The following is a 22,621-nucleotide window of genomic DNA, read 5'->3' on the forward strand; positions in this document are numbered from 1 at the left end:
AATGTTGAGCCGCGAGTTTGCCTGTTCTTTCAGGCCGTTGTCAACGCATAAAAAAAGGAGCCAGAAGGCTCCTTTTTCTCATCCGCCGTAAAATTACAGCTTACGCATCACCAGCGTGGCGTTGGTGCCGCCAAAACCGAAGCTGTTGGACATCACGGTGGTCAGTTTGCGATCGGTCGGTTCGGTGACGATGTTCAGGCCAGCCGCCTGCTCGTCCATCTCGTCAATGTTGATGCTCGGGGCGATAAAGCCGTGTTCCAGCATCAGCAGAGAGTAGATGGCTTCCTGTACGCCAGCGGCGCCCAGAGAGTGGCCGGTCATCGCTTTCGTTGCGGAGATAGCCGGGCTGTTGTCGCCGAACACTTCACGGATAGCGCCCAGTTCTTTCACGTCGCCTACCGGGGTGGAGGTACCGTGAGAGTTCAGGTAGTCGATCGGGGTGTCAACGCCATGCATCGCCATCTTCATGCAGCGCACCGCGCCTTCGCCGGATGGAGCAACCATGTCTGCGCCATCGGAGGTTGCGCCGTAGCCAACGATTTCTGCATAGATATGCGCGCCACGTGCCAGCGCGTGTTCCAGTTCTTCAACCACAACCATACCGCCGCCGCCTGCGATGATGAAACCATCACGATGCGCGTCATAGGTACGGGAGGCTTTTTCTGGGGTTTCGTTGTATTTGGTGGACAGTGCGCCCATCGCGTCGAACTCACAGGCCATTTCCCAGCCCAGTTCTTCACCGCCGCCAGCAAACACGATGTCCTGTTTGCCCAGTTGAATCTGTTCTACCGCATTACCGATGCAGTGCGCGGAAGTGGCGCAAGCTGAGCTGATAGAGTAGTTCACACCGTGGATTTTGAACGGGGTTGCGAGGCACGCGGAAACCGCAGAACCCATCGCTTTGGTGACCACGTACGGGCCAACCGCTTTCAGGCCGCGCGGGCTGCGCATCGCGTCTGCGCCAAATACCTGCGCACGGGAGGAACCGCCGGAACCGGCAATCAGGCCCACGCGCGGGTTGTTCTGGTAGTCTTCTGCTTTCAGGCCGGCGTCTTCAACCGCCTGCTGCATGGAGAGATAAGCATAGATAGAGGCATCGTTCATGAAACGGACCACTTTACGGTCGATCAGACCCGTGGTGTCCAGTTTGACGTTACCCCAGACGTGGCTACGCATCCCAGAATCTTTGAACTCTTGAGAGAAAGTGATCCCCGAGCGTCCTTCACGCAGAGATGCCAGGACTTCCTGCTGGTTGCTACCGATGCTGGAAACGATGCCCAGGCCAGTAATCACTGCACGTTTCATTCAATACCTCTGTAAGTCATCACTATTTTAAAGTTTCGAGTCGCAAGATAGCGTACACTTGTACGCCGAACAAGTCCGATCAGCAAATTTATGCAGAAATTTGCGCCTGCGGACGCTCATCGTTAAGATCGGCAGACTCCTTGCCGCGCGAGTAACTTACGTGAAACAAAACGCCATACAATCAGCCAACCTCGAATTTAACAGTGAGGGTACACCTGTTTCCCGAGATTTTGACGACGTCTATTTCTCCAACGATAACGGTCTGGAGGAGACCCGCTACGTTTTTCTCGGGGGTAACCAGATAGAGGTACGCTTCCCCCTGCACCCACATCCACTTTTCGTGGTAGCAGAAAGCGGCTTTGGCACCGGTCTCAATTTCCTGACGCTGTGGCAAGCTTTTGACGCATTCCGCCGTCAGCATCCTGACGCTACGCTACAAAGATTGCATTTCGTCAGTTTTGAAAAATTTCCGCTGAAGGCCGACGATTTGCGTCTGGCGCACCAGCACTGGCCGGAGCTGGCGCCCTGGGCCGAGCAGCTTCAGGCGCAGTGGCCGTTGCCGCTGGCGGGATGTCATCGCCTGCTGCTCGATGAAGGGCGCGTGACGCTGGACCTGTGGTTCGGCGATATCAATGAGCTGACCGATAAGCTCGACGATACCTTCAATCAGCAGGTAGACGCCTGGTTCCTCGACGGCTTTGCCCCGGCCAAAAATCCGGATATGTGGACGCCCGCGTTGTTTGCCGCCATGGCTCGTACCGCCCGCCCGGGAGGCACCCTGGCGACCTTTACCTCGGCGGGCTTTGTGCGTCGTGGGCTACAGGAAGCCGGATTCACCATGCGCAAGAGCAAAGGTTTTGGCCGTAAGCGCGAAATGCTGGTCGGTGAAATGATGGCCCCCCAGCCCGACGCCACCCGTACGCCGTGGTTTGCGCGTAGCGGTAGCCAGGGACGGGAAGCCGCGATTATCGGCGGCGGCATCGCCAGCGCCCTGCTCTCGCTCGCCCTGCTGCGCCGCGGCTGGTCGGTAACGCTCTACTGCGCCGATGCTGAACCCGCGCTAGGCGCATCCGGCAACCGCCAGGGGGCGCTCTATCCATTGTTGAGCGCCCACGACGCGGCGCTGGCGCAGTTCTTCCCCGCAGCCTATCTCTATGCCCGTCGCCTGTACGATACGCTGCCCATCGACTTCGACCATCAATGGTGCGGCGTAACGCAGCTTGGCTGGGATGAAAAAAGCGCGCAGAAGATTGCCCAAATGCTGACGCTGGGCCTGCCCGAAGAGATCGCCCGCGCGGTCACGGCGCAAGAGGCTCGAGCCAGTATCGGCCTGGAGACCGGCTGCGGGGGTATTCAGTACCCGCTGGGCGGTTGGTTATGCCCGGCGCAGCTCACCGCAGGCGCATTTGAACTGGCGCGCCAGCAAGGGTTACAGGCGCACTGGGGGAAAACGCTGACGACCCTCACCCGGCAGGACGATGGCTGGCAGCTGGCATTCAGCGACGGAGAGACAAGCATCGCCCCGTGCGTCGTGCTGGCAAACGGCCACAACATCAATCAGTTCGCGCAAACCGAAGCATTACCGGTATACGCCGTTGGTGGCCAGGTGAGCCATATTCCGACCAGCGAAAGCCTCTCAAAGCTTGAACAGGTGCTGTGCTACGACGGCTATCTCACGCCGCAGAATCCGAATAATCAGCAGCACTGTATCGGCGCCAGCTATCATCGCGGCCAGCGCGAGATGACCTTCAACGAGGACGATCAGCAGCATAACCGCCAGCGCCTGCTGGACTGTTTCCCACAGCAGACGTGGCCGCAGGAGGTTGATGTCAGCGCTAACGATGCCCGCTGCGGCGTGCGCTGCGCCACGCGCGATCATCTGCCGATGGTCGGAAACGTGCCGGATTATGCCGCCACGCTTGCCGAATACGCCACGCTGAACGAAAGTCCAGAGACGGCAAGTACCGCGCCAATCTATCCCGAGCTGTTTATGCTTGGCGGCCTTGGGTCGCGAGGGCTATGCTCTGCGCCGTTAACTGCAGAAGTGCTGGCGGCGCAGATGAGCAATGAACCGCTGCCGTTGGACGCGCAAACGCTGGCAGGCCTGAATCCAAATCGTTTGTGGGTTCGAAAACTGCTGAAGGGAAAGGCGGTGAAGTAAGTGAGGAGATTTGCCCGGCAGCGATACCGGGCAAATTGGCTTAGCGGGAAGCCTGCTGGTAAAGGCTGTCCCACATCTCCTTGACCAACGCCTGGTCGCGCGGCGACAGTTCGCCCGCGCCAATGGCCGTTTCCAGACTCTGGGTCACGTTGCGATACAGCGCTTCTGCCGAGTGCGCTTCGCTTTCATCCAGCTCGGCAACCGCCAGCGTCAGGTGACCTCGCAGATAACCGCTGGCAAACAGCTCATCATCACTGGCGTGTTCCACCATTTCATCAATTAACGCCAGAATGCGTGCTTCAAACTCCGCGATCATCTTCTTTCCTCTTTCTGTAACATGGCTTAGAGATCCTCCGGCCATGGGAAGTGTTCCGCCGTTAGGCTCGGCGTCTGGTAATAATTCTGTAGGGCCTGGATAAATTTGGCCGGGCGCGGCGGAATACCCTCGTCAAGATAGGTCATCACCTGCGCGTGAACGCGCCGCTGAAAGACGATGCGATCCGGCTCAAAATCACCTTCGAGGTTGTCGCAGCTAACGTTGAACGGGAAGCCCGCCGCCACGCAGAACAGCCAGTCAAAGGCCTGCGGTTTTACCTCAACGTCTTCAAACTGCCCCTGGGTTTTAGCATCGCGCCCGTCCGGACAGTACCAATAACCAAAATCAACCTGCTCGCGGCGCGCCTTGCCGGCAATACACCAGTGAGAAATTTCGTGCAGCGCGCTGGCAAAAAAACCGTGAGCGAAAACAATACGGTTGTAAGGCACTTCGTCATCTGCCGGAAGATAGATGGGTTCGTCGTCGCCTTTAATCAGACGAGTATTAAACTCGTCGGCAAAGCATTCATCGAAGATGGCGATCAACTGCTGGTAGTCATGCGTCTTTGTCATTAGCTCATCCCTAACCACTGAAGGATTTCCTGTCCATGGCTGTCGTAGAGCAGCTTGGCGCTCATAACCGCCGAAACAATGACGATCATTGGGCGAATGAGCGACTGCCCTTTGCTTAACACTAAGCGCGAGCCCATGCGCGCGCCGAAAAATTGGCCAATCATCATCACAAAGCCAGTTGCCCAGATGACCTTGCCGCCAAGAATAAACAGCAGCAGCCCGCCGATATTTGACGTCGCGTTCAGGACTTTGGCGTGTGCGGTAGATTTGGCAAGATTAAAGCCCATCAGCGTGACGAATGCCAGCGCGTAAAATGAGCCCGCGCCGGGTCCGAAGAAACCGTCGTAAAAGCCCACGCAGCCGCCGGCCACCAGCGCAAACGGCAGGCCGTACAGACGCTGCTGACGGTCCGCTTCGCCAAGCTTTGGCATCAGCAGGAAATAGAGACCAATGCCAATCACCAGAATCGGCAGGATCTGGCGCAGAACGTCAGACTGCACGTGCTGTACCAGCAGCGCGCCGCTCATTGAACCAATGAAGGTCATCAAAATATTGAGCTTCTGATCGGCCAGATTCACCACCTTGCGGCGAATGAAGTACAGCGAGGCGGAAAGCGAGCCGCCGCAGGCCTGGAGCTTATTGGTCGCCAGCGCCTGCGCGGGCGGCATGCCCGCAGCCATCAGCGCCGGGACGGTCAGCAAACCGCCGCCGCCCGCCAGAGAGTCAATAAAGCCCGCCAGAATGGCGATGAAAAAAAGCGCCACCAGCATCAGCGGCTCAACCATAAATAACGCGGAGAAACTGTCCATCAGAGTACGTGTTCATCCAGTAGCGCCTGGCAGGAAGGCGGCAACGGTGGAGGCGTCTTCTTCACAGGTTTGGTGGTGCCAGGTTTTGGCGGTTCGAACCAGCTTTGCAGCTCAGCGCCGCAGCCGTCGCCCGCAGGCGGTGGCGCCTGCTCTTCACACTCGAAGCTGTTGGCCGGGCATTTCAGCCGGACGTGCATGTGGGCGCGGTGCTGGAACCACGGGCGCACTTTACGCAGCCAGTCGCGATCGCTGCCGGCTTCCAGGCACAGCTGTTGTTTAATCGCCGGGTTGACGAAAATGCGCGTCACCTCGCTGTCTTGCGCCGCCAGCTTGATCAGTTGACCAATCTCCGGTTTCCATAGCGCAGGCGACACGCCTTTACCGTCGGCGCGGACCAAATCCAGCGCCTGCGGCTTCAGCAACTGCGACGAGCTCCAGCGCGTTTTCGGTAATTGCAGGAAAATATCGACATCCAGCCCACTCTGGTGGCTGGCGTGTCCGCCGTTAAAGCGCCCGCCCGCTGGCATCCCCATGTCGCCAATCAGCATCGTCCCCATTCCGTGCTGCTGCACGTTACGGCCCAGACGCTGGATAAACTGCACCAGATCGGGATGGCCAAAGTAGCGGCGCTGATCGGTACGCATCACCTGGTAGGTTTCCGACTGCAACGGCAGCGCTTCGGCACCGACGATACAGCCGTTAGCAAACGCCCCGATAGACTGGGCGCTACCGTTAATAGGTTGCGTGATTTTTTGCCACGGCGTTGCCGCCAGCGCGGTGCTGCTGGCCACCAGAGCCAGCAGCGCAATAACGGTTTTTCTCATGTTTACCAGCGTGGAATTGAGGTCGTCACATCGGCGTTTTGCGCGCGTTGGCGCATAAAGTGATCCATCAGCACGATTGCCAGCATCGCTTCAGCGATCGGCACCGCGCGGATACCCACACAAGGATCGTGACGACCTTTGGTGATCATCTCGACTTCCTCGCCAAAGCGATCGATCGTCTTGCCCGGAACGGTAATGCTCGAGGTCGGCTTCAGCGCAATATTGGCCACAATCTGCTGGCCGCTGCTGATACCGCCCAGAATACCGCCCGCATGGTTGCTCTGGAAACCGGCTTTGGTAATTTCGTCGCGGTTTTCGCTGCCGCGCAGTTTGACCACCTCAAAACCGTCGCCAATTTCCACGCCTTTCACCGCGTTGATGCTCATCAGCGCATGGGCAATGTCCGCATCCAGGCGATCGAATACCGGTTCTCCGAGGCCCGCCGGTACGCCGTCGGCCACGACGGTAACCTTCGCGCCAATAGAGTCGCCCTCTTTTTTGAGGCCGCGCATCAGTTCATCCAGGGCGTCGATTTTGTCCGGATCCGGGCAGAAGAACGGGTTCTGTTCAACCTGCTCCCAGTCTTTAATCGCCAGCGGAATATCGCCCATCTGGGTCAGGCAGCCGCGAATGACGATACCAAACTTCGCCGCGAGGAATTTCTTGGCAATCGCCCCTGCCGCCACGCGCATCGCCGTTTCACGGGCGGAAGAACGTCCGCCGCCGCGATAGTCACGCAGGCCGTATTTTTGCTCGTAGGTGTAATCGGCGTGCCCCGGACGGAAGACGTCCTTAATGGCGCCGTAGTCCTGCGAGCGCTGATCGGTGTTTTCAATCAGCAGGCCGATACTGGTGCCGGTGGTCACGCCTTCGAATACGCCGGAGAGGATTTTCACCTGATCCGGTTCGCGACGTTGGGTGGTGTAGCGCGACGTGCCCGGACGACGACGGTCCAGGTCGTGCTGGAGATCCGCTTCGGTTAACGGAATGCCGGGCGGCACGCCGTCAACGATGCAGCCCAGCGCCAGGCCGTGCGACTCGCCAAAGGTGGTTACGCGAAAGAGTTGTCCAATTGTATTTCCTGCCATCACGGCTCCGTTATCGTTGTTCTGTTGTTGCGTGCTGGATAAATCAGTCTTTGTACTGCCCGAAGTGGTTCTGCGCGGCAACCAACTGCGCTTTGGTCAGCATAAAGACGCCGTCACCGCCGTTATCAAACTCAAGCCAGGTGAACGGAACATCCGGATATTGGTCCATCAGATGTACCATGCTGTTACCCACTTCACAAATCAGAATACCGTCGTCGGTCAGATAATCCGGCGCGCAGCCGAGGATGCGGCGGGTCAGGTGCAGGCCGTCGGAACCGGAGGCCAGGCCCAGTTCGGGCTCGTGGCGATATTCTGACGGCAGATCGGACATATCTTCTTCGTCCACGTACGGCGGGTTAGTGACGATCAGGTCGTACTGCAACTGGGGCGCGTCACGGAACAGATCGGAGCGGATCGGCGTGACGTTGTGGATCATGCCGTGCTCTTCGATATTGTATTCGGTCACGGCCAGCGCGTCGGTGGAGACGTCGATGGCGTCAACTTCCGCTTCCGGGAAGGCATAGGCGCAGGCAATCGCGATGCAGCCGCTGCCGGTGCACATATCAAGAATATGCTCAGGACGATGGTTAATCAGGCCGGCAAAGCGATTGTTGATCAGCTCGCCAATCGGCGAGCGCGGCACCAGCACGCGATCGTCAACGTAGAATTCATGGCCGCAGAACCAGGCTTTATTGGTCAGGTAAGCTACCGGGATACGCTCGTTGACGCGACGAATCACGCGCTCGACGATCAGCTGTTTTTCACTGGTGGTCAGGCGCGCGTTGCGCATATCTTCCGGAATATCGAGCGGCAGGTACAGCGTCGGCAGTACCAATTGGACGGCTTCATCCCACGGGTTATCGGTTCCGTGACCGTACCAGATTTCGGCCGCGCTAAAGCGGCTTACCGCCCAGCGCAGCATGTCCTGAATGGTGTGCAGCTCATTGACTGCTTCTTCAACAAAAATCTTATCCACGTTGTCCTCCAGGGCATGCGTCGGGGTAAATTCGGCGGCTAGTTTGCCATGAAGACGGCGATAAATCAGCATTCTTGCGTAGGGCGCGGGGAAAAAAGCGTTTTCGCTGCAGGAAGGACAGCGAAAAGGTAAACTAGATAAAAATGCGAATTTGAGAAGAATCGATGAAAAACAAAAACTCATTGAGCGAGGAGGATCAGGCGCTCTTCCAGCAGTTGATGTCGGGCACGCGCAAAATAAAGCAGGACACCATTGTCCACCGCCCGCAGCGTAAGAAAATCAGCGAAGTGCCGCCTAAACGTTTATTGCAGGAGCAGGCGGACAACAGCCACTATTTTTCCGACGAATTCCAGCCGCTGCTCAATACTAACGGGCCGGTAAAATACGTGCGCCAGGATGTCAGCCATTTTGAGCTGAAGAAGCTGCGTCGCGGCGACTACTCGCCCGAGCTGTTCCTCGATCTACACGGCTTAACGCAGATGCAGGCCAAGCAGGAACTGGGCGCGCTGATCGCCGCCTGCCGCCGCGAACATGTGTTCTGCGCCTGCGTCATGCATGGTCACGGTAAACATATTCTCAAACAGCAGACGCCGCTGTGGCTGGCCCAACATCCGCACGTGATGGCCTTTCATCAGGCATCGAAAGAGTATGGCGGCGACGCCGCGCTGCTGGTGCTGATTGAAGTAGAAGAGTGGCTGCCGCCGGAGCTGCCGTAAGTCAACGTAGGCCGGATAAGCGCAGCGCCATCCGGCCTACAGAGAAGGCACAGATGGCGATCGCGTTAAATCGCTTTGGCCATTTTGAGATTGCAGGGACTCATTTGCCAGTTCAGGGTGCCTTTACCGTTAGCGTCGAGGGTGACGCTGGCAATGGCGGAGGTGGTGAACATTGGCGGAACTTCGCCAGGGCAGAGCTCAGCGACCAGGTAACCCACCAACGGCAGGTGAGAAATCACCAGCACCGATGACACGCCTTCATTCGCTAATGCCCCGAGATAGGCGCTGACCAGACCGATATCGCCGCACGGCGTCAACTCGGGCAAAACATCCACCTCTTTTGGCAGGTTCATACATTCCCCTACCACTTCCAGCGTCTGTTCCGCACGCAGATATGGGCTCACCAGAACGCGACCGATATCCACTTTTTGGTTTTTCAACCAGGTTGCCATCTGACGAGATTCATCACAACCACAGCCGGTCAGAGGACGAACCGAGTCACTGGCTGCATCGAGGGCAGCGTCGCCGTGACGCATAATAAACACTTGCATATTGCACCGCTTTTGTTAACCAGAAGCACCAGCGTCACCCTGAGGGTGACGCGGTAGCCGGGCATTGTGCCTTATCCATTCACTGAATGAAACGCTGATTTTTACCTTACTGGCGTAAGTATAGTCAACATCTGTTTACAAAATAGCCAGAAACCTTGCGATTCATCAGGGTTCACCTACTTTGACAGCCATTCATGGAATCTGTTCATCCCTGGGCCAAAAGGTCTCTCCCCGCTCCGCCCGCTGCAAAAGCGCATCGCACGGCGCAAAACGCGGGCCATACAGACCGGCCAGTCGTTGCAGTCTGGCAACCACTTCACCCGCGCCAAGCGAATCCATATAGCGGAGCGGGCCACCGAGGAACGGTGGGAAACCAATACCAAACACCGCGCCGATGTCGCCATCGCGCGCGCTACGGATGATGCCTTCATCAACACAGCGTGCCGCCTCATTAAGCATCAGCATCACGCAACGTTCGGCAATCTGCTCTGCCGAGCAGCGGGCGTTACGCGCCGACATGCCCGCGAGGGCGTAGACCGCGGTATCCACCTGTTTCTTGCTTTTACGCCCTTTTACACCATAAAGATAGAAACCACGGCCATTTTTTCTGCCTTTGCGATCGTCATTCAAAATTGCCTGAATCAACGTTGCAGGGGCGCTAAAACGTTCGCCATAGGCCGCTTCCAGCACAGGGAGAATTTTCGTGCCCGTATCGATACCCACTTCATCCAGTAGCTGAATAGGCCCAACCGGGAAACCAAATTTAACCAATGCATTATCAATGTCTTCCACACGCTCACCGTCAACAAGCATGCGCATGGCTTCGGCGATGTACGGGGCGAGAATACGGTTTACGTAGAATCCGGCTTTATCGGCGACCACAATCGGCGTTTTACCCTGTTTCTTTGCGAGCTTAACGGTCGTTGCGATCGTCTGTTCAGACGTCCCCGCATGCGGGATGACCTCCACAAGAGGCATTTTCTCTACCGGGCTGAAAAAGTGTAATCCAATCACCTGCTCAGGGCGCTGTGCCTGGGCAGCAATATCACCAATGGGCAAAGAAGAGGTATTTGAAGCAAAAATAGTGTGAGGAGCGCAATAGTGTTCAACCTCACCCACCATCTTCTGCTTGAGCGCGAGGTCTTCAAAAACCGCCTCAATCACGAGGTCACGATGAGCAAAACCACGGTAGTCGAGGCTACCGGAAATCAGCGCCAGCTGCGCGTCGCGCTCGGCGGGTTTCAGATGGCGACGGCGTACTTTTTGCTCCAGTTGATCCCAGCTGTATTTCAACGCATGGTTGATCCCGTTGGCGTTGATATCCTTAATACGTACCGGCAGCTTGCCCTTAATGGCGGTAACGTAGGCAATACCGCCGCCCATCAGGCCGCCGCCCAATACACCGACCGAGCCCAGCGGGCCAGGCGCAACGCTGGCGCCAGGATCTTTTTTGATATCCGTACTGGCAAAGAAAATACTGCGCAGCGCACGCGACTGCGGCGTCATCGCCAGCTCGCCAAAGGCGCGAGCTTCCGCCTCGTAGCCGCTGCTGGCGCCGTGCGCCAGCCCGGTTTCAATCACCTTGAGGATTTTATCCGTTGCCGGATAGTTGCCCTGCGTTTTCTGCGCGGTTTTCTTTGCCGCCATGCTGAACAGCAGATGACGCCCCAACGGCCCCGCCAGAATACGATCGCGCACCGACAGACGGCGATGTTCATGATGCGCTTTACGCGCATATTCCGCAGCGGCGTCGAGCAAAATCGAACGCGGCACAACCTCATCCACCAGCCCCACTTTCAGCGCCTGACGTGCGCGAAGCTGTTTGCCGGTCAAAATCATATCCAGCGCGGTACTGACGCCAATCAGACGCGGTAACCGCTGAGTGCCGCCGGACCCCGGCAGCAGACCCAACTGCACTTCCGGTAGCCCCAACACCGTCCGCCCATCGTCGGAACAGATGCGCGCATGGCAGGCCAGCGCCAGCTCGAGACCGCCGCCAAGGCAAGCCCCGTGAATCGCCGCCACCACCGGAATCGACAGGCTTTGAATTTCCGCCATCACCTGCTGCCCCTGACGCGCCAGCGACTCGGCTTGCTGGGCGCTTTGACAGCGGCCAATCATATTAATGTCGGCCCCGGCAATAAAGTTGTCAGGCTTGGCGGAGATAAACACCACGCCCTGCAACGTTTTGTTGTCCCGAATTTGTTTGAGGATGGCGCGCACCTGACCGCCAAACTCCGCTTTCAGGGTATTCATCTTTTCATCAGGTACGTCGATCGTGACGACCGCCACATTGTCCGGGCGCACGGTGAAGGTAAATGCCGATTTCATCGCGTCCATTATTCAGCCTCCAGAACCATCGCCGCGCCTAATCCACCAGCCGCACAGGCAGTGACTAACCCGAAGCCGCCACCGCGACGGCGCAGCTCATTGAGCGTTTGGGTGATCATACGCGCGCCGGTTGCCGCAAACGGATGTCCGTAGGCGATGGAGCCGCCCAGTACGTTAAATTTGCTCTCTTCAATTTCGCCAGTTGCCTGGCTGCGCCCCAGCACCTCGCGGGCAAATTTTTCGCTGGCCAGGCACTGAATGTTCGCCAGCGTTTGCGCAGCAAAGGCTTCGTGCATATCAATCAGCGTCAGGTCGGAGAAAGTTAGCCCTGCGCGATCCAGCGCCAGCGGCGTAGACCATGCCGGCCCCAGCAGCATATCCTGCCAGACATCAATAGCGGTAAAGGCGTAGCTACGCAGATAACCCAGCGGCGTCAGCCCCAGCTCTTTCGCACGCGATTCGGTCATCAGAATCACCGCCGCCGCGCCGTCGGTTAATGGCGTACTGTTGGCCGCCGTGACGGTGCCATGCTGGCGGTCGAACGCCGGACGCAGTTTGGCGTAATCCGCCAGCGTAGAGTTGGCGCGAATATTGTTGTCCTGTTCCAACGGATTGCGGTAGGGAGGCACGTAGGCGGTCATCACTTCATCAGTCAGTTTACCCGCCGCCCAGGCCTGCGCGGCCAGTTGGTGCGACCGGTTTGCCAGCGCATCCTGCTGTTCGCGGGTAATGCCGTAGGTTTTAGCCATCTGCTCGGCGGTGTCCCCCATACGCAGCCCGGTGGAATACTCTGCCACCGCAGGCGGTACCGGCAGCAGATCGCGCAGACGCAGCTGAGAAAAAAGTTTCAGCTTCTGGCCAAGGGTACGGGCTTTGTTGGCATCAACCAGCGCACGGGCCAACTTTTTGCTGACGCCAATCGGCAGGACAGAAGAGGAATCGGCCCCACCGGCGATACCCGCGCGAATGGTCCCCGCCATCAGACTTTCCGCTACGTTTGCCACCGCCTGAAAGCTGGTGGCGCAGGCGCGGCTGACGCTGTAGGCGTCGGTATGCACGTTCATCCCAGTGCCGAGAACAATCTCTCGGGCAATATTGGGCGCAGCCGGCATCTGCACAACCTGGCCAAAAACAAGCTGTTCAATAACGTCGGGGGGAATTTCGCTGCGCGCCAGCATTTCACCCACCACCATTTTGCCTAAATCAACGGCAGGTATACCGTGAAAAGCCGTCGCCTGTCGGGCAAAAGGGGTTCGTAACCCACTGACAATGGCAATGCGATCGCCCTGGCGGGTGATTAGTGGTAACGCCTGACTCATAACTCTCCCCTGTTATCGGAAATCGACCAAGTGGTCTGACCTGATAACATTCTTAACCAATTTTTTACACTTAGCCAATCAGGGAGAGGAAAAAATGCGAGCTAAAACACACTGAGCAGAAAAGAAAACGCCCCCATTGCATCAGCAACGGGGGCGTTAATAGACAAGTGGTTTGCAGGGGCGATTAACGCAGGCCCAACTGGAAAATCAGAGTTTCTGCTTCACAGGCAAAGACAAAGTCGATATCCAGCTGCACGCCGCCTTCAACGTCTTTAAAGTCGGCGGTGATTTTGCACGGTTCGGATTCTACGCCGCGCGCCTTTTCAGTCAGCGCCGCCAGCGTCTCTTCCGCGTCTGCGCGGTTGGCGAACACGCGGCTGTAAGATGCGGTGCAGTCGGAGTTGTCCATAATGGTACCAACGTCCATGCAGCAGCATACCGGAGTTTCATCAGCACTACATTTACTCATCGTAGATTTCCTCTGTTTGGTGCACTCAGGGTGCCAGATAAACTATGCGCCTATTTTACGCCCGCCCTTTGTGCGTCTCCAGTCGAGAATGTGATCCAAGGCGATAAGTGACCGAAATCACAATTAAAAATGATCTAAAACAAATTCCGGCATTCCGACGCTATGACCAAACCCGCATTTTTGCCAACCAGATCTCGTTTCAAACAACATCTTAGAAAAATCTAATAAACAATATTGCAACATACCAGCTGGTCAGACCTATACTCTCGTCACTGGTCTGATTTCTCTGTCGTAGTCCAGCCCCTACACTTCGCGCTTCTGTTACTACATGTAACATTGTTTGTATAAAAATAACTCAATGAGGTTATGGTCATGAGCCAGAAAACCCGTTACACGAAGTCCGCTCTTGCTGTCGCAGTGGCACTTGTTTCAACCCAAGCCTGGTCAGCGGGCTTCCAGCTTAATGAATTTTCGTCCTCTGGTCTGGGCCGTGCCTATTCTGGTGAAGGCGCTATCGCCGATGACGCGGGTAACGCCAGCCGTAACCCGGCATTAATTATGATGTTCGATCGCCCAACACTGTCCGCGGGCGCAATTTTTGTTGACCCGGATGTCAACATTACCGGTAGATCGGCATTAAATGATGCCAGCCAGGACAATATTGCGCCTACCGCCTGGGTACCGAACTTCCACTACGTTGCTCCAATTAACGATCAGTTTGGCTGGGGGGCTTCTGTTACCTCTAACTATGGTCTGGCGACGGAGTTTAATAACAGCTACGCCGCAGGTTCAATGGGCGGGAAAACCGACCTTGAAACCATCAACCTGAATTTAAGCGGTGCCTACCGTTTGAATAACCACTTCAGCTTCGGTTTAGGCTTTAACGCCGTATATGCCAAAGCGAAGCTCGAACGCTACGCGGGCGATTTGGGCCAGCTGATTGCCGGCCAGATCAGTCAGAGGCCTGGTTTTGCCCAGAGCCCGGCGCTGCAAGGTGCGGCTGGGTATGCCAATAATATCCAGCCGGATACGCAAATTGCCCGTCTGAAAGGCGATGAGTGGGGCTTCGGCTGGAACGCCGGTCTGCTGTATGAAGTAGACAAAGACAACCGCTACGGCTTCACTTACCGTTCTGAAGTTAAAATTGATTTCGACGGCGACTACCGTAGCTCACTGCCGTCATCACAATCCCTGCCAGCTGCGTTCCGTCCGCTGTTCGCCAGCCTGCCGCTGCCAGCAGGCACCGATGGCAGAACCATCGACGGCTCCCTGGATCTGAACCTGCCGGAAATGTGGGAAATTTCAGGTTACAACCGCGTTGCGCCGCAGTGGGCAATTCACTACAGCATGGCGTACACCAGCTGGAGCCAGTTCCAGGAGCTGAAAGCGAAAAACAGCAACGGCGAGACGCTCTTCTATAAAGAAGAAGGCTTTAAAGACTCTTACCGCATTGCGCTGGGTACCACGTATTATTACGACGATAACTGGACCTTCCGTACCGGTATCGCTTTCGATGACAGCCCGGTTCCAGCAAACCGTCGCTCCATCTCAATTCCGGATCAGGACCGTTTCTGGCTGAGCGCCGGGACAACCTATGCGTTTAATAAAGATGCCTCTGTCGACGTCGGCGTGTCTTATATGCATGGTCAGAAAGTGAAGTTCGAAGAAGGCCCGTACAGCTTCGAATCTGAAGGTAAAGCCTGGCTCTACGGCGTGAACCTGAACTACGCGTTTTAATCCTTAAGACGTGAAGACAAAAAGGGTGAACCTTGCGGTTCACCCTTTTTTTATTCTGAATCGATGTCCTTCAGATCGCCCTCAATCGCCTGCGCATTCGGGTTCTCTTCCGGCTTCAGCTTGCCGCCGTTAGCGATAAAGTCATGCTGCTGGAAGTAGGCTTCACGCACCATAATGTACGGGTCAGAAGACTGGCGCAGCAGGCCGTCGGAGTCGAGAAGCTGAGCGCGCGTCTCTACGCCTTCAACCATCCACTTGCCGATAGACATCGGCCATGTCAGCCAGGAGAGCACCGGATAAGTGGTGTCGACCATGTCGCCGCCTTCGTCACGCAGCGTGAAGCTGCCGTAGAACGGAAGCTGCAAATACGGGCCATAGCCTACGCCATAGTGCCCCAGCGTGCTGCCGAAACGGTGCGGTTGCACGCGCTGCAGTTTCGGGTTTGCCATACCGGCGACGTCAATAAAGCCGCCCATCCCCAGAATGGTGTTCAGGAAGAAGCGGGTGAAGTGAACCATCCCCGTGTACGGGTCGCCTTGCAGGAAAGAGTTGACCATAATGGCCGGCTCTTCCAGGTTGCTGGTAAAGTTGCCAAGGCCATTACGCGCGGGCTGCGGAACGTAGTCACGCCACGCGACGGCGACCGGGCGAACAATGTACGGATCCAGCACGTCAAAGTTGAAGCTGTACATCGTACGGTTAAAACCTTCAAACGGGTCAGAACGCCCCTGCTGTTCTGTTCCGGAACTTGCACAGCCCACCAGCAGTGTTGTTCCGAGCGCAAGCGCCGACAGGCGAAGCTTCATAAATGTCTCCCTGGTGATTATGGCTATCACTGATTGCCATCCATGACGGACCTTAATCGTATCCGCCTGTTTAGGTGTAAGTGATTGTAACAGCACGCCGACGATGTCTATATAGCCAATTTTATTGATCTGATCATAGCCTGGTAAAGAGCACGCCGTGGCGCTTATATTCTAACGGCGAGAAAAAAACAAATATTACCATTTTTGCACTTTCAGAATATATCCACCGCCCATTAAGCCAGCAGCCGCTACGCTTTAGCAATACGCCTCTTTATTCAGGAACATTATGATGGATGACATCAAGGTGGAAAGCGAAGAGAAGCTTAGCGGGGAAAAAATCGAAATCGATGAGGACCGGCTCCCCTCTCGTGCCATGGCAATTCATGAACATATTCGTCAGGAAGGCGAAAAAGAGATGGAGCGCGACGCGATGGCACTGCTGTGGTCGGCAATCGCCGCAGGGTTATCGATGGGCGCGTCGTTGGTCGCCAAAGGGATTTTTCATGTCGAACTGGACGGCGTACCGGGCGGTTATTTACTCGAAAACCTCGGCTACACCTTCGGTTTTATCATCGTCATTATGGCGCGCCAGCAGCTGTTTACCGAAAATACCGTCACCGCCGTCCTGCCGGTCATGCAAAATCTGACGCTGGGTAACGTCGGTTTGCTGATGCGCCTGTGGGGCGTGGTCCTGCTCGGCAACCTGATCGGCACCGGTCTTGCCGCCTGGGCGTTTGAGTATATGCCTATCTTTAAAGAAGAGACCCGGGACGCCTTTATTAAGATAGGCCTCGACGTTATGAAAAACAGCCCAACAGAGATGTTCGCCAATGCCATCATCTCTGGCTGGCTTATTGCGACCATGGTGTGGATGTTTCCCGCAGCCGGCGCGGCCAAAATCGTGGTTATCATCCTGATGACCTGGCTGATCGCACTTAGCGACACCACCCATATTGTGGTGGGCTCCGTAGAAATACTCTATCTGGTTTTCAACGGCACGCTGCACTGGAGTGACTTTATCTGGCCCTTCGCGCTTCCCACGCTGGCGGGCAATATTTTCGGCGGCACGTTTATCTTTGCCTTAATGAGTCACGCGCAAATTCGCAACGACATGAGCAATAAACGCAAAGAAGAGGCTCGTTTAAAAGCGGAACAAGAGGCCAAAAAGCAGAAACGTGAGGAAAAACAGCTCTGAATGGCGACTGTTTGAGCAGTCAAGCGGCACCGCTCTTACTCGGATGAGCAAAAAACGCTATACTCGTGCCGCTTCGTCCCCTTAGTTAAATGGATATAACGAGCCCCTCCTAAGGGCTAGTTGCAGGTTCGATTCCTGCAGGGGACACCATATCCCCCTCTCCTGGCGTCTGCCGAATTCACTAAAAATCCCTGATAAACAGCGTTCCGCCCTCTACTATTCATTAATGTTATTTTCATTGATGCGATACATTTCAGGCTGAACCAATATCGTATATCGAGCGAGCAGTTGCTTCAGATGCATTTCCAGTTGAGACCGGGCTGCTTCAGGTAAAGGTTCGCCAGCCGTATATTGTGATAAAACACGCAGTTGCTCTTCGACCGGTATGGATTGATTAAAGGACTGCATGGTGGAAAAAACCACTGATTTCAGCTCGCTAACAGTCATGTATTTGCCCTTCTGCTCATCAAGTCCATTCAGCCGATCGCTCAGTTTTTGGAGCGTTGTCATGCCCTGATGCCAGCCGTTTAATTTTTCTGTCGGCAGCGCAGAGGCTTTGATCTGCCGCTGCCACTGGCTTTGCAATGGGGTTGCCTGCTCAGGCCACAGCGTCTGCGCCTGTTCCAGTAACTGACGGCTGTAGGTTAGCGTCCAGTCAGGAGAGAGCCGTTCCAGATGCGCCAGCTGACGTTGAGTGGCGTTGATATAGGACTGAGCCGCAGACGCAGGCGGTTTCAGTGCCTGAAGCTGCGCCGCCGACAGCGGCTGAGGCTGCGGGGCCAGGGTAGCGTCAAGCCGGGCCAACTGCGGGTCCGGTCGGTGCAGAGAGTACCAGCCATACACCGTCGCCAGGCTAACCACCAGCATGGTGCCCATTCCGGCGGCGAAGAATGCCCACTTTTGCCTCGGCGCCGCCACGGCGACCGAGACGTCAACATTCGGCTGGCGTTGTGACTCAACCACATACACCCACTTATCTGTGCTTTGCAGCGCGTTCTCCTCCACTTCTTCCGCTTTCAGAGACGAGCCATCGGCGTTTTCCAGACGCACGGCACCGTTATGGATCAGGTTACGCAAAGTATCCAACTGGCTGAGATGCTTTAGCTCCCGTTCCTCTAGCACCGCACCAAGATGTGAGAGCCGCTGCTCTGCCAGATAGAGCGCCTTGAGATCGCCGCCCTTCAGCGACCACGTCCGCATGAGCTGCTGTAATCGTTGGCTGAGACTGTTAAGAATATCCACTCGGGCGGCAATCGGCTGAGGCCAAATCGCGCCCCACTGATGGCTTATCAACGCCTCAAGGATCCCCAGCCCTTCGTTCAGACCGCTCAGCCCGGCAAGATGGGTACGCGCAAGCGTGTACCAGGCTGCCGTTTGCAGCTCCACGCCGTTCTGCTCAAACAGAGAGAGACAGAGTTTTTCGACATACCGCCAGTTCACGTCCGGACGGGCGGGATGGGTCAGCTTGTTAAGTTCATCGCGAAGGAGTGCATAGTCCGGCAGCGTCCGCGGATCGCCGCCGGTTTTAATTTTACGCGCGGGAGTGTCATTCATGACCGGTTGTCCATTTGACGTCGTTAGCAAAAGAGAAGAGAGGAAATGCTGCGGCTTCATGTCTTGATGACGTTGCAGCCGTCAGCGCGAGATGGTTAAAGGTGGCTCAGATTCTGTTTGTGTCATCGAGATACTGCTGCTGTTTAAAATGTCTGATCAGCACCCGCCCTTCAGGCATAAATTCGGTGCCATAGCGCACCAGACCCACCCCTTTTAATTCAGCATCAATCGCATAACGCAGTTCTCCGGGGACATTCTGTTCCAACAGGACAACGGTGATTTTTTTTAGCCGTGGCTCATACTTGAGCAGGACGGCAGACAGCGTGCCCATCAGTTCATGCGCGGTGCCGGGCATTCCCTGGAGGATTTTAGTCATGTCTGGTAGGCCATAGTCAGGCAGGTGCGCCAGCGTACCGGCTCGACAGTTGAGAATACGCTGCATGTTATCGAGCACGGACAAAATGACCTGGTTTTCCTCGCTAACCCGATGAAGCTCAAGCCCCCCGGCGAAATGACCGGAGAGCATCTCATACAGCGAGGGCGATTTATGGGGCTGAGGCATTATTTATCCTTAAGCGGCAATAACATCAGTTGGTTATTGCCGGCTTCAATCACCCGCGCCTTGTCCGGGTCGAGCGCTTCACGGTCAATTGTCAGCTTCCAGCTGTTTGTGTGCATATCCGGATGGCGGAACAACCCCACCACCGCCACATATTTTGCTTCTTCTTCCATCGGCATATTCAGCAGCGCATCGCCGCCGGGTTTCACCACCACATCTCGAGTGGCCAGTAAATCCGCGCCCAGCGTCGTTTCGCCGTCATTTAACAGCTGCTGATAGACACTCCGCTCAAAGGTCTTGATATCTTTAAGCTGATAAATTCGCACCACCACCGATTCAGACAACGAATTATTCTCGCGCGCATCAATATTCAGGGCTTCACGCGCGGTGAAATCCAGATGCAGCACTTTTATCTTTTTATAAAACACCGCGCTAAAGGCCGATTTGGTGCCATCGCTGACGCTCTGGGTCAGGCCGCAGCCGGAGAGGATGATTGCCAGCACGGGTAACAGCCAGCGTGTAGATTTAGTCAAACTTGTACGTAACACGTCGGTTTCCTTGTTGTGGTGTTGCCGGCTGAAGGCCGGTGTAATAGCCCAGTTCAGTGGTAAACGCATTTGGAATATCGTCTGACAAAGGTTCTTCATCAGCGCCCAGTACGCCATTCATCCCCAGCCAGAAAGGCCCCTCGCCCAACGGTGGCGCGGTCAGCAGACGAGTCTGGGTCGTTAGCGTGATTTTGGCTTTAAAGCGCCAGCCCAGATATACCCTCAGCATGATGAGAAAATCCTGATACAGCAGGCCGTCGGGTTTCCAGCCCTGGGTTTCCTGTTGATTGTCGGTTGCCAGTGCGATCAGAAGCTGGCTGCTGGCATCCATCGCTTCATCACCCAGCGGCGTATTGCCATCCAGCACAAAATCCTCATCATCGTAAAACCCTAAAGGCTGGCTGACCGCCACGGGACGCAGGCAGTATGGGCTGACTTTGACACAAGTATCCGGAGCCAACAGGCTGACCAGCGCCTGTATCCCTTCCTGGGTTTTACCCGGTTGGCGCAGCACGCCCAGCAGTGCCAGAAAGCGTGATACCGGCGTGGCAATCTGCTTTGCCGTTCCGGGGATCCCCAGCCCGACCAGCCCCAGCAGCGACTGCGAGATGCTGTCGGTCCCCCCTGGTTCAAACGTGGCCGGGTAGGAATATTTGCGCCAGATACGGTAAAACTGCGTCAGGATACGGTGGCTGAAAATATCGAGAAATCCCTGCAACGCTTCGTGCCCTTCCCGCCGCTGGGTGATGTCATCAAGGTAGGCGGTAGGAAGCGGCGAATCGACACCGTACAGCCCCATGAAAGTGGTGCGCACCACTGGCGGCCTGCTGTCATCGTTCTCGTCATATTCAATCGCCTTCAGTTCACTGGCCGGAAAGCCCATGCCTGAATGCGGCGCAAAACGCACCGGGTCGTCGGCGGGATGGCTGGTCGAACCCAGTAAGGGTTTTCCCGGCTGACGTTTTTCCAGTAGCTGACAGAAACGGTAAAAGTTGATGCGATACAGGTCGGCTTCCAGCCGTGGGTTTAGCCGGGAATGCGGCGGTTGTGCTTCTCTTCCCATTCCAGACGCTCTCCGGTCGGTTGCAGAATAATAATCAGGCGGTTAAACAGGTAGATGTCGGTATAGAGCGCAAAGAAGCGGCTGAGCATCTCGCCGAACAGACAGATGTCTCCTCGCCCGGCAAAACCATGGCTATCGAGAGTGACTTCTATCTGAACGCCGCGCACCAGATAGCCCTGCTCAAAACGCTCGGTTTCACTGTGCTTAACATCGATGATGGCCTCCAGACGACGGCGATTCATTTCGCTGTCGGTCCACTCATACAACGCCAGCGTGCCGCGCAGTACGTCCGCGTTGTCCATCATCGACAAAAAACCGCTGCCAAGATGGCTCAACACGCGCCAGTGAAAACGGTCCTGGGCCGGGGGATAACAAGGTAGCGTTGGGGCGCACAGGTTGCGTACGGCGATGCTGGCCGAAGTGGTTTTCATCACCGTATCAAGCACGGTGCTTTGCAGCGCCCGGCGAGGCAACTGACCGTTGGTGCCGGTGAGCGTCAGCGACAGGCTTTCATCTTCCGGTACCGTGTGGTTATCAAACGCCTCTCCGCCAAGGATAAGCCAGGTGTTATGCAGCCCGGATGGGCCACGGCGCACGCGGGTGTGATAGTAATATTCCGGGGCTTCATGACGCATCATTCCCCCTTTATGGCGAAAACTTGAAAACGGCACATAGCGGTGTTGGCTCGATGACATCACCGAATCCACCCCGTAGATCTCGGTATGGCCATCCTGCACGCGCATCGGGCGCAGCATATATTCGGTCTGGAGACCATTTAACGTCAGCGGGTCGGACTCCAGCGGAAACAGGTTAATCACCGGAACACAGTTCAGGCGCAGATGCTTTTCGGTAAAGCTAAAGTCATGCTCCCAGCGTTCGCTCAGCACCACGTCGATTTCAAACCAGGGGAGCGCGGCGGGAAATGTGACGCTCTCCATCCCACGCAGACCGGCAAACATAAATTTCTCGCGGAAGGTGAAATATTCCAGCAGCAGCTGATAGCCACTAAAGCTGCTGTTGCCCTTCGGCCAGAGAATGTCGTCATCCCCGAATCCCAGCGCGGCAAAATGCGCGTCCAGCGGCCTGGCGTCGACCTCGCCGGGCATTCGCAGCCACATCCGCGCGACGTTCATGGTGAACGCTTCGTGCATCGCGCAGGCCAGCGGCGCATCGGCATTAAAATAGAGCGGAAGGCGGCGAAGGTCGATACGGCTCCAGTCCGCCAGGTCGCTACAATGAAAGCGTAGCGTGACCACCGAACGGCCCTCGGCATCGGTAGTCAGCCGAGCCTGCTCAAGGGAAAGAGGCTGAAGCTGCCTCTCCTGGGTGGTGGTATAGCGACAGCGTGTGCCTTTCTCGCCGATTGGCCGGGAAAGCACCTCGAAGCCTTTGACGATGTGCATCGGCTCTTTCATCTCGCGCCAGTCGGGCGTGAATTCCACTACCGACATCGAAGGAATGGTGCGCAGGTAATGCGGCCATAACAGGCTGACCAGCCCTTCGGTCAGCTCTGGCAGATCGTCATCAAGCTTCTCTCGAAGACGGCCCATCAAAAAGGCAAAACCTTCAAACAGGCGCTCAACATAAGGGTCGCGCGCGCCCGCTTTATCAAGATTGAGCATGGCCGCCTGCTCGGGGTGAGCGCGGGCAAACTCTTCGCCAGCTTCCAGCAGGTAGCGCATTTCGGCGTCGTAGTAACGCAGGGTTAAGTCATCCATAATG

The 22,621-nt window shown here is 56.3% G+C and carries 21 protein-coding genes and 1 tRNA gene; 5 read left to right on the forward strand and 17 right to left on the reverse strand.

All coding sequences use genetic code 11. From position 1 onward, the window contains the following. Positions 1-93: 93 nt before the first annotated feature. Positions 94-1,305, reverse strand: a complete 1,212-nt coding sequence (gene fabB, locus K7B04_RS22425; protein WP_065355822.1) for a beta-ketoacyl-ACP synthase I — start codon at positions 1,303-1,305, stop codon at positions 94-96. 160 nt (positions 1,306-1,465) lie between these two features. Between fabB and mnmC the strand changes: the two genes are divergently transcribed. Next, entirely contained in the window at positions 1,466-3,466 is a 2,001-nt protein-coding gene (gene mnmC, locus K7B04_RS22430; protein ID WP_223803059.1) for a bifunctional tRNA (5-methylaminomethyl-2-thiouridine)(34)-methyltransferase MnmD/FAD-dependent 5-carboxymethylaminomethyl-2-thiouridine(34) oxidoreductase MnmC, read from the forward strand. Between the two features lie 40 nt (positions 3,467-3,506). Here the strand turns inward: mnmC and K7B04_RS22435 are convergent, their stop codons facing one another. The 6 genes from K7B04_RS22435 to prmB are packed head-to-tail and all read right to left on the reverse strand — an operon-like array spanning position 3,507 to position 8,051. Beyond that, entirely contained in the window at positions 3,507-3,782 is a 276-nt protein-coding gene (locus K7B04_RS22435) for a YfcL family protein (protein ID WP_064543784.1), read from the reverse strand. Between the two features lie 26 nt (positions 3,783-3,808). Next, positions 3,809-4,354 carry an elongation factor P hydroxylase gene (locus tag K7B04_RS22440; RefSeq protein ID WP_223803060.1) on the reverse strand — a complete coding sequence of 182 codons (546 nt, stop codon included), beginning with the start codon at positions 4,352-4,354 and terminating at the stop codon, positions 3,809-3,811. Then, positions 4,354-5,163, reverse strand: coding sequence for a sulfite exporter TauE/SafE family protein (locus K7B04_RS22445; RefSeq protein ID WP_223803061.1), 810 nt, complete (start codon positions 5,161-5,163; stop codon positions 4,354-4,356). Before K7B04_RS22445 ends, K7B04_RS22440 begins: the two co-directional genes overlap by 1 nt. Next, complete coding sequence (gene mepA / locus K7B04_RS22450) at positions 5,163-5,987, reverse strand: penicillin-insensitive murein endopeptidase (RefSeq protein WP_163448760.1); 825 nt, start codon at positions 5,985-5,987, stop codon at positions 5,163-5,165. Before mepA ends, K7B04_RS22445 begins: the two co-directional genes overlap by 1 nt. Before the next feature lie 2 nt (positions 5,988-5,989). Further along, complete coding sequence (gene aroC, locus K7B04_RS22455; RefSeq protein ID WP_163448761.1) at positions 5,990-7,075, reverse strand: chorismate synthase; 1,086 nt, start codon at positions 7,073-7,075, stop codon at positions 5,990-5,992. Between the two features lie 43 nt (positions 7,076-7,118). After that, entirely contained in the window at positions 7,119-8,051 is a 933-nt protein-coding gene (gene prmB, locus K7B04_RS22460; protein ID WP_064543790.1) for a 50S ribosomal protein L3 N(5)-glutamine methyltransferase, read from the reverse strand. A gap of 164 nt (positions 8,052-8,215) precedes the next feature. Between prmB and smrB the strand changes: the two genes are divergently transcribed. Beyond that, the gene (smrB, locus tag K7B04_RS22465; protein WP_163448762.1) at positions 8,216-8,767 is read left to right on the forward strand and encodes an endonuclease SmrB; all 552 of its coding nucleotides are present in this window, start codon (positions 8,216-8,218) and stop codon (positions 8,765-8,767) included. Positions 8,768-8,832: 65 nt separating this feature from the next. Here the strand turns inward: smrB and sixA are convergent, their stop codons facing one another. The 4 genes from sixA to K7B04_RS22485 all read right to left on the reverse strand — a co-directional run bounded on the left by sixA (position 8,833) and on the right by K7B04_RS22485 (position 13,437). After that, positions 8,833-9,318, reverse strand: a complete 486-nt coding sequence (gene sixA / locus K7B04_RS22470) for a phosphohistidine phosphatase SixA (RefSeq protein ID WP_163448763.1) — start codon at positions 9,316-9,318, stop codon at positions 8,833-8,835. Positions 9,319-9,510: 192 nt separating this feature from the next. Next, the gene (gene fadJ / locus K7B04_RS22475; protein WP_163448769.1) at positions 9,511-11,649 is read right to left on the reverse strand and encodes a fatty acid oxidation complex subunit alpha FadJ; all 2,139 of its coding nucleotides are present in this window, start codon (positions 11,647-11,649) and stop codon (positions 9,511-9,513) included. A gap of 8 nt (positions 11,650-11,657) precedes the next feature. Then, positions 11,658-12,968 carry an acetyl-CoA C-acyltransferase FadI gene (gene fadI, locus K7B04_RS22480; RefSeq protein WP_163448764.1) on the reverse strand — a complete coding sequence of 437 codons (1,311 nt, stop codon included), beginning with the start codon at positions 12,966-12,968 and terminating at the stop codon, positions 11,658-11,660. Positions 12,969-13,152: 184 nt separating this feature from the next. Beyond that, positions 13,153-13,437, reverse strand: a complete 285-nt coding sequence (locus tag K7B04_RS22485) for a YfcZ/YiiS family protein (RefSeq protein ID WP_163448765.1) — start codon at positions 13,435-13,437, stop codon at positions 13,153-13,155. Positions 13,438-13,809: 372 nt separating this feature from the next. Here K7B04_RS22485 and fadL point away from each other — a divergent pair, with 372 nt between their 5' ends. Then, positions 13,810-15,174: a long-chain fatty acid transporter FadL gene (gene fadL, locus K7B04_RS22490; RefSeq protein ID WP_223803062.1), complete on the forward strand. Its 1,365-nt coding sequence runs from the start codon at positions 13,810-13,812 to the stop codon at positions 15,172-15,174. A gap of 50 nt (positions 15,175-15,224) precedes the next feature. Here fadL and mlaA read toward each other — a convergent pair whose 3' ends face one another. Beyond that, positions 15,225-15,980 carry a phospholipid-binding lipoprotein MlaA gene (gene mlaA, locus K7B04_RS22495; RefSeq protein ID WP_065355832.1) on the reverse strand — a complete coding sequence of 252 codons (756 nt, stop codon included), beginning with the start codon at positions 15,978-15,980 and terminating at the stop codon, positions 15,225-15,227. Positions 15,981-16,266: 286 nt separating this feature from the next. Between mlaA and K7B04_RS22500 the strand changes: the two genes are divergently transcribed. Beyond that, positions 16,267-17,175 carry a formate/nitrite transporter family protein gene (locus tag K7B04_RS22500; protein WP_167575322.1) on the forward strand — a complete coding sequence of 303 codons (909 nt, stop codon included), beginning with the start codon at positions 16,267-16,269 and terminating at the stop codon, positions 17,173-17,175. A gap of 75 nt (positions 17,176-17,250) precedes the next feature. Further along, positions 17,251-17,325 (forward strand) — tRNA-Arg (locus tag K7B04_RS22505). 66 nt (positions 17,326-17,391) lie between these two features. Here K7B04_RS22505 and K7B04_RS22510 read toward each other — a convergent pair. From K7B04_RS22510 to tssF, 5 genes are all read right to left on the reverse strand, one after another. Next, on the reverse strand, positions 17,392-18,729 hold the full coding sequence (locus K7B04_RS22510) for a VasL domain-containing protein (RefSeq protein ID WP_223803063.1): 1,338 nt from the start codon (positions 18,727-18,729) through the stop codon (positions 17,392-17,394). A 106-nt stretch (positions 18,730-18,835) separates the two neighbouring features. Continuing rightward, positions 18,836-19,291: a type VI secretion system baseplate subunit TssE gene (gene tssE, locus K7B04_RS22515; protein WP_223803064.1), complete on the reverse strand. Its 456-nt coding sequence runs from the start codon at positions 19,289-19,291 to the stop codon at positions 18,836-18,838. Continuing rightward, positions 19,291-19,836: a type VI secretion system lipoprotein TssJ gene (tssJ, locus tag K7B04_RS22520; protein WP_167575319.1), complete on the reverse strand. Its 546-nt coding sequence runs from the start codon at positions 19,834-19,836 to the stop codon at positions 19,291-19,293. The genes tssE and tssJ overlap by 1 nt, the downstream gene beginning before the upstream one ends. Then, complete coding sequence (gene tssG, locus K7B04_RS22525) at positions 19,814-20,899, reverse strand: type VI secretion system baseplate subunit TssG (RefSeq protein ID WP_223803065.1); 1,086 nt, start codon at positions 20,897-20,899, stop codon at positions 19,814-19,816. The genes tssJ and tssG overlap by 23 nt, the downstream gene beginning before the upstream one ends. Beyond that, complete coding sequence (tssF, locus tag K7B04_RS22530; protein WP_223803066.1) at positions 20,863-22,617, reverse strand: type VI secretion system baseplate subunit TssF; 1,755 nt, start codon at positions 22,615-22,617, stop codon at positions 20,863-20,865. The genes tssG and tssF overlap by 37 nt, the downstream gene beginning before the upstream one ends. Between the last annotated feature and the right edge of the window lie 4 nt (positions 22,618-22,621).

It is taken from the genome of Kluyvera sp. CRP (assembly GCF_019930565.1).
Classification (GTDB): domain Bacteria; phylum Pseudomonadota; class Gammaproteobacteria; order Enterobacterales; family Enterobacteriaceae; genus Kluyvera; species Kluyvera georgiana_A.

What these genes read in the sequence shown, in the direction of transcription:
- K7B04_RS22440 (WP_223803060.1), bottom strand. Translation starts at nt 4,354, where the DNA reads ATGACAAAGACGCATGACTACCAGCAGTTGATCGCCATCTTCGATGAA.
- fadJ (WP_163448769.1), bottom strand. Translation starts at nt 11,649, where the DNA reads ATGAAATCGGCATTTACCTTCACCGTGCGCCCGGACAATGTGGCGGTC.
- mepA (WP_163448760.1), bottom strand. Translation starts at nt 5,987, where the DNA reads ATGAGAAAAACCGTTATTGCGCTGCTGGCTCTGGTGGCCAGCAGCACC.
- fadI (WP_163448764.1), bottom strand. Translation starts at nt 12,968, where the DNA reads ATGAGTCAGGCGTTACCACTAATCACCCGCCAGGGCGATCGCATTGCC.
- K7B04_RS22500 (WP_167575322.1), top strand. Translation starts at nt 16,267, where the DNA reads ATGATGGATGACATCAAGGTGGAAAGCGAAGAGAAGCTTAGCGGGGAA.
- fadL (WP_223803062.1), top strand. Translation starts at nt 13,810, where the DNA reads ATGAGCCAGAAAACCCGTTACACGAAGTCCGCTCTTGCTGTCGCAGTG.
- tssG (WP_223803065.1), bottom strand. Translation starts at nt 20,899, where the DNA reads ATGGGAAGAGAAGCACAACCGCCGCATTCCCGGCTAAACCCACGGCTG.
- fabB (WP_065355822.1), bottom strand. Translation starts at nt 1,305, where the DNA reads ATGAAACGTGCAGTGATTACTGGCCTGGGCATCGTTTCCAGCATCGGT.
- mlaA (WP_065355832.1), bottom strand. Translation starts at nt 15,980, where the DNA reads ATGAAGCTTCGCCTGTCGGCGCTTGCGCTCGGAACAACACTGCTGGTG.
- sixA (WP_163448763.1), bottom strand. Translation starts at nt 9,318, where the DNA reads ATGCAAGTGTTTATTATGCGTCACGGCGACGCTGCCCTCGATGCAGCC.
- smrB (WP_163448762.1), top strand. Translation starts at nt 8,216, where the DNA reads ATGAAAAACAAAAACTCATTGAGCGAGGAGGATCAGGCGCTCTTCCAG.
- K7B04_RS22445 (WP_223803061.1), bottom strand. Translation starts at nt 5,163, where the DNA reads ATGGACAGTTTCTCCGCGTTATTTATGGTTGAGCCGCTGATGCTGGTG.
- tssE (WP_223803064.1), bottom strand. Translation starts at nt 19,291, where the DNA reads ATGCCTCAGCCCCATAAATCGCCCTCGCTGTATGAGATGCTCTCCGGT.
- aroC (WP_163448761.1), bottom strand. Translation starts at nt 7,075, where the DNA reads ATGGCAGGAAATACAATTGGACAACTCTTTCGCGTAACCACCTTTGGC.
- K7B04_RS22485 (WP_163448765.1), bottom strand. Translation starts at nt 13,437, where the DNA reads ATGAGTAAATGTAGTGCTGATGAAACTCCGGTATGCTGCTGCATGGAC.
- K7B04_RS22510 (WP_223803063.1), bottom strand. Translation starts at nt 18,729, where the DNA reads ATGAATGACACTCCCGCGCGTAAAATTAAAACCGGCGGCGATCCGCGG.
- K7B04_RS22435 (WP_064543784.1), bottom strand. Translation starts at nt 3,782, where the DNA reads ATGATCGCGGAGTTTGAAGCACGCATTCTGGCGTTAATTGATGAAATG.
- tssF (WP_223803066.1), bottom strand. Translation starts at nt 22,617, where the DNA reads ATGGATGACTTAACCCTGCGTTACTACGACGCCGAAATGCGCTACCTG.